At 45.7% G+C, this 5,472-nt stretch carries 3 protein-coding genes; 1 reads left to right on the top strand and 2 read right to left on the bottom strand.

The window, feature by feature from the left end; all coding sequences use genetic code 11:
* Positions 1–51: 51 nt before the first annotated feature.
* Positions 52–2,334 carry a glycosyltransferase gene (locus tag PN499_RS04445; RefSeq protein ID WP_272030473.1) on the bottom strand — a complete coding sequence of 761 codons (2,283 nt, stop codon included), beginning with the start codon at positions 2,332–2,334 and terminating at the stop codon, positions 52–54.
* Between the two features lie 254 nt (positions 2,335–2,588).
* Here PN499_RS04445 and PN499_RS04440 point away from each other — a divergent pair, with 254 nt between their 5' ends.
* Positions 2,589–3,056 (top strand): DM13 domain-containing protein, encoded by a 468-nt coding sequence (locus PN499_RS04440; protein WP_272030472.1) that lies wholly within the window; start codon positions 2,589–2,591, stop codon positions 3,054–3,056.
* Between the two features lie 226 nt (positions 3,057–3,282).
* Here the strand turns inward: PN499_RS04440 and PN499_RS04435 are convergent, their stop codons facing one another.
* On the bottom strand, positions 3,283–5,088 hold the full coding sequence (locus PN499_RS04435; protein ID WP_272030471.1) for a caspase family protein: 1,806 nt from the start codon (positions 5,086–5,088) through the stop codon (positions 3,283–3,285).
* Positions 5,089–5,472: the final 384 nt, after the last annotated feature.

Here is a 5,472-nt window from a genome sequence, read left to right as displayed (position 1 = left end):
GCCCTCTGGGCGGTAAAGATACCGCCCAGAGGGCGGCGTTACGACTACTGATTAGACTTGAGATATTGCGATCGCACTCGTTTCCCTATTTCGATCGAACACCGCTCGCGGCCTCAGTAAAATCTTAAACAACAGCAAAAGTGAGTGTAATTCTCCGGGCGTTTGATGGCGTTTCCACTGACCAGGACGGCAAAATAGCATTTCTACCAGACGGCGGTGTTGAGGTACGCTAACCTGCTCAAAAGCTACCCGTAAAGTAGGAAAATCCCCACTCATACCACTGCGAATAATCTGTCCTTGTAACTCTAACTTATTCTCGACAAATTCTAACTCTACTGAAGAATAATCTGTGAGATATTGAGTAACTTCTCCACCTTTAACACTAACAGTTTCATTTAACTGCTGCGTCAAAGCTACTTCAGCACCGACTTCAGAAATCAAGGTAGTTATACCCCAAAAACTCTGATTGCCAATCTTTAGCCGCACCACTCGCTGCAATTTGAACCAATCATAAAGATCTGGCTTAGGAACATCCACCAAGATTAACAACGCCACGCTAATCATGATTAAATTGTAAACACTCCAAATCCAGCCCAAACTGATGCCTTTTAAAAGAGCATCGCCTTGGCTGCTATTCAAACAAATGTTTAAATTCCGCCATAAACTCACTGATGTAGCCACAAATAGAATTAGAAATGGCCATGCTAAATTCCAGTTGAAATTAAAGCGCTTGCTCGATATTCCTTTTGGTGTTACTTTAAACCCTCGATCGAAAGGATTTAGCATCACTTGAATCACTGTTAGCGCTAGGGGAAAACACAGTACAAAAGAGTAAACATCTGACAGCAATGCAGAACGCGAACGGCGATTTAGCCAAGAGGAAGCTGTAATTTGTACTAGAGAGTAAGGCAGTAAAAAGTAGATCAATTCTGCCCCATTTGCTCGAAAAGGAATGATCCCAAAAAATGAATAAACTAATGGCATCATTAGAAATACAACCCGCGTTAGACTGGTAAACCAATTCAACAATCCTTCCAGGTGAGCTAGCCTTTGTACAAAGTTAAGACCTCTAATAGTTAAAGGATTGGAGTTAATGAAAAATGCTTGCAGACTACCACGAGCCCAGCGCAATCTTTGAGTGAGATGAGCTGCTATATTTTCAGCCGCTAAACCAGCACTTAACTTTTCATCTAAATAAATCAAGCGATAGCCTTTGGCAGATAAGCGAATTCCAGTAAAGTAATCTTCGCTGATCGAATCTGTCACAAAGCCACCCGCTTTTTCTAAGGCGCTACGTCTGACAACAAAAGATGTGCCGGAACAGACAACGCTCCCTGCACCATCTTTAATTAACTCAATTTGCCGATAAAATACCTCTTCGTCTGGAGTAAGAACATTTTCTAAGCCTAAATTTCTCGCAATTGGATCGGGATTGTAAAAGCTTTGGGGAGTCTGAACTAACGCAACTTTTTTATCTTGAAAGAATCCCACTGTTCTGATTAAAAAGTTGGTTGTCGGAATGAAATCAGCATCGAAAATTGTAATCAGATCGCCCTTAGTTTGGGCAATGGCATAATTGAGATTTCCTGCCTTTGCATACAGGTTATTTGGTCTTGTGATGTACTCGCATCCCAATTCTTTCGCTAATGCTTTAATCTCAGGTCGCTTAGTGTCGTCTAGCAGGTAAACTTTTTTGTGGGCGTAATCTAAAGCTTGACAGCCAATGATTGTACGTCGCAAAATAAACGCGGGTTCGTTATAAGTTGGGATTAAAACATCTACCCAAGGAGTGAAATTTCCACTTTCAACAGCCTGAGCCATGAGGTTAGCTTCCTGGCGGCGGTCTGTCATTCTCAGCATTAAATATAGCTGGATGCTACTGCTGGCTACCATCAACATTTCTAGGAAAAATAGCCCTAGACTAAAGATGCCGTTCAAGGGATCTGCTAAATTTAAGGTGGAAAGCGATCTCCACAAGACGTAGCGAATAGTTAAGGCCAGCATAATTGCTACTACTACCACCCGCGACCACATCTTTGGTTCAGGAGAAATACGGATAGTAGCCAAAGCAATCAGCACTAATGTTACAGTTGGTATGAGCAGATACTTAGGTGTGACAGTTGGCACTTGTAACCACACAGGAGGGTTTTGCTGCCAAACATTGATATGTGCAAAAATGTTGCTGATTGTTCCAATGTCTGCAAGCCAAGCGGCTGCAACGGCAGCAGTAAAGGCAGTAACGGCGATAGCTACTAGAGTTGCTAGTGGTAAACGAAAGATTCGCAAAAAAATGCGATGCTTTAAACCTTGGCGGCCAAATCCTGAAGTTGTCATAGATGCAAATCCTGATATGTCTGCGACAGTTAGTTTTACTTCCTGTCATTTCTTCCCTGGAAACTTAAAACCCATTTTTGCCACACCCTATTAACATTATTTAACATTTTTTTGAGACAATTAGGTGAGGGCGATCGCAACAAAGGTATCAAGTGTCAGATACCTGATACCCCTTGCTTTTTATGCTACGATCGGGCTATTGACAAATAAAGTTTTTTGTGCTATGAATAAAACAATTTTGAGAGTTTCAAATAATGAATTATAAAAATTTAGTTGCTGTTGGTATCGCTTCAATCTTGACTGTTGGTTCCCTTGCGACTATGAATCAGTCAGCAACTCAAGCTCAGATGATGGGGCCACAAACTGCGATCGCTTCTGGAACTTTTATGGCCGGGGAGAAACCCACCGAGGGAAAAGTCACAATTATTAGCGAAAATGGGAAACGCTATGTAGTATTAGATCGAGCATTTAAGACTAGCGACCAAGGCCCTGATTTAGAAGTGATCTTGTATCGTTCTACTATGCCACCCCAGGCAGGCTTGAAAAAGGAAAATTATGTAAGTCTTGGTAAATTGCGACAGTTTAGCGGCGCTCAGCGCTATCAAATTCCCGATAATGTTAAGCTGGCAGACTACAAATCAGTGGCAATCTGGTGTAATAAATTCAACGCTACCTTTGGCTATGCCACTTTAGCTGGTAGTAGCATGATGGGGCCAAAATAAATGCCTAGTTGTAGAGAGAATTAGCCTGAAAAATTCCAGAGATGGCAGGAATCGCGTCTCTGGAAATACTGTTAATATTGCGCTCTAGTTAAAGGGGAGAAGGTGTTATATCAAATCCGTCCCTCCCAATGACGACAGAATTACTAACAGGACTTACCAACGATTACGTAACGCCGCCATCCTGGCGGTAAGAATACCCCCAAGATGACGGCGTTACGGAAGATAATCAACCTTTTTTCTGAGTTTGGAGCCTACCTTTCCAAGTAGCGATCGCCTTCTGAGCATTAGCATGAGCCGCTGTCCCCGATGGCACCAACTTAGCCGCCTCCACTGCATCGCTGAGTCGGCCTTGGCTCCCGCGTAACTGAGCAATATTCAGAATCGTATCGCTCCACTCCGCGATCGACTTCTGAGCTTCCTCATACTTCGGTTGACCGGATTTAATTTGACTAGCTTGCTCGATCGCCTTACTATAAGAAGACGCTACACCTCGTTTAATCTGTTTCTGAGCCGATTTCAACAGAGCATCATTAGTCTGTTGCTGCTTAGCCAGTCCTTGCCAGAGAGCGATCGCCTGCTGCGCTTGATTCCGAATCGGTGGATTCAGAGCCGGCACGAGTTTAGCCGCATTAATCGCCCCTTGGAAATTTTGCTGTCCAGCACGTCCATTAGCAATATCCAAAATAGTCAAACTCCAGCGTTCAATGTCCTCCTGAGCTTGTGGGTACATGGGGTCATTAGCAGGAACTTGACGGACTTTGGCGATCGCATTACTAAAACTAGAAGCAGAGCCATCCTTCAGCAACACCCTCGCCGTGTCTAGCCGCGCCTGAGCAGAAGGTTCTGGTACCGCCCCCGGATTAGAACTGACCGGTGAGGGAATCCCCATTGGCACAGTCGGAGGAGTACCATTCTGGGCCGTCTGAGTTGGTTGCTTTGTACCGTCGCCTCGGCCGAGAAATACTGACCTGTTGGTGAGGAAAACACCGATCAGTAGTGCCAGCGCCGTAACTCCACTATATAAAATTAGCTGTTGCAAAAACGATTTGTCAGACATGGCAGCTTCTGAATTTTCGGGTGTCACCGAGTTTGTACCTTCGCCTCCCCCCTGAGCAGAATTGGGCGGTGGCGGCGGCGGAGTCAATGGTAAATCGCCACCTTCGTCGCGGCTTTGCGGCCCAGGAGAATTAATTGCAGTAGCAAGCATCTGCGGCTGTTGTTGCGCCTCTGCGATCGCCCCAGCACTCATACTGCCATTGCGGCCAACTGCTGCCGCCGCCATGAGCTGAGGGCTATCTGGATAAATCACCTGATTAACTTTTCCCGGAGGATGCACCACCATTAACGGCTCCTGCTTGGGCCGTAGATGGTGGTCGCACAACTGAGGCAGGCGATCGCTCAAAAACCGATCTAAACTCTTGAGAGTCGTACACTGTCCAGAGCGCAACCCTTCCAACAGCGCCGCCGCAAAAAACCCTTGCCGCAGAGCAGAAGTTTCACGGGAAACCTGATTTGGGCGACAAGAAAGCACCGTCGGGATTTCCATCTGGCGAGCTAACTCCGCCGTTTGAGTCCCAATCGATTCCCCCGCCTTCACACTCTGACTGCGATTCATATCCAGCAGCACCAACACCGTTTCTGTCGGAGCCCTCTTTAAGCTCTCAAACAGAGACTTCACCGCAATCCCCGTACCCAAAACGTCAGCCGGATTGCCATCTATAGGCATTAAATAGTCTTGCCCTTCATAACTGACACCGTAGCCGCTAAAAAAGCACCAGACCGAATCTCCATGTTGCAAGTGTTCCAAACACAAGCTATCTATGAGTTTGAGTATATTTTCCCGGTTGGGATAGGTTGAACTGCCCCAGCTCGTCGGCGAGGAGTCAGTTAATGACAGGCTGATCTCCGGCGAAAAACCAGCTTCGCCAACCAAATAACCATGCAGCGCCTCTGCATCCTCTTGGGCATAACTCAATGGCTGGAGGAACTGATATTGATTAATCCCAATTGCAATACAAGCGTGATGTTTCATCCCATATGCCCTAGATAATATAGTGGGTAGCCTGCAAAAAAGATAGCACATAGCTTGCTTGTGGTTGGTACTGCTGCCACCTTGCAGTTATCGCAACCGCCAAGGCGGTTAGGGGCTAGGGACTAGGGACTAGGGTAAGAAGGGGAAGAAAGGGAAGAAGGGGAACAAGGGAATAGAATCTGAATTCAGAACGTCTTAACCGCCTTGGCGGTTGCTATATCTAGCAGCCAGCTTAGGGAGAAATTTGATTAGGACTTGCTTAAAAAGGTTAGATTATATATGGGTGCGCGATCATGATTTCTTGCTGATTCCTACTTAGTAAGTAGGTCGGCGCAAGTAAATCATTGTTCGTTGGTAGTTGCGCTTTAGCGCTAAAGCGCAACT

This window comes from Kamptonema animale CS-326 (assembly GCF_028330895.1).
GTDB lineage: Bacteria > Cyanobacteriota > Cyanobacteriia > Cyanobacteriales > Microcoleaceae > Kamptonema > Kamptonema formosum.
This window is presented reverse-complemented; position numbering and strand designations above follow the sequence as displayed.

Excerpts from the sequence above, each read along its gene's own strand:
- PN499_RS04445 (WP_272030473.1), bottom strand. The coding sequence starts at position 2,334 with ATGACAACTTCAGGATTTGGCCGCCAAGGTTTAAAGCATCGCATTTTT.
- PN499_RS04440 (WP_272030472.1), top strand. The coding sequence starts at position 2,589 with ATGAATTATAAAAATTTAGTTGCTGTTGGTATCGCTTCAATCTTGACT.
- PN499_RS04435 (WP_272030471.1), bottom strand. The coding sequence starts at position 5,088 with ATGAAACATCACGCTTGTATTGCAATTGGGATTAATCAATATCAGTTC.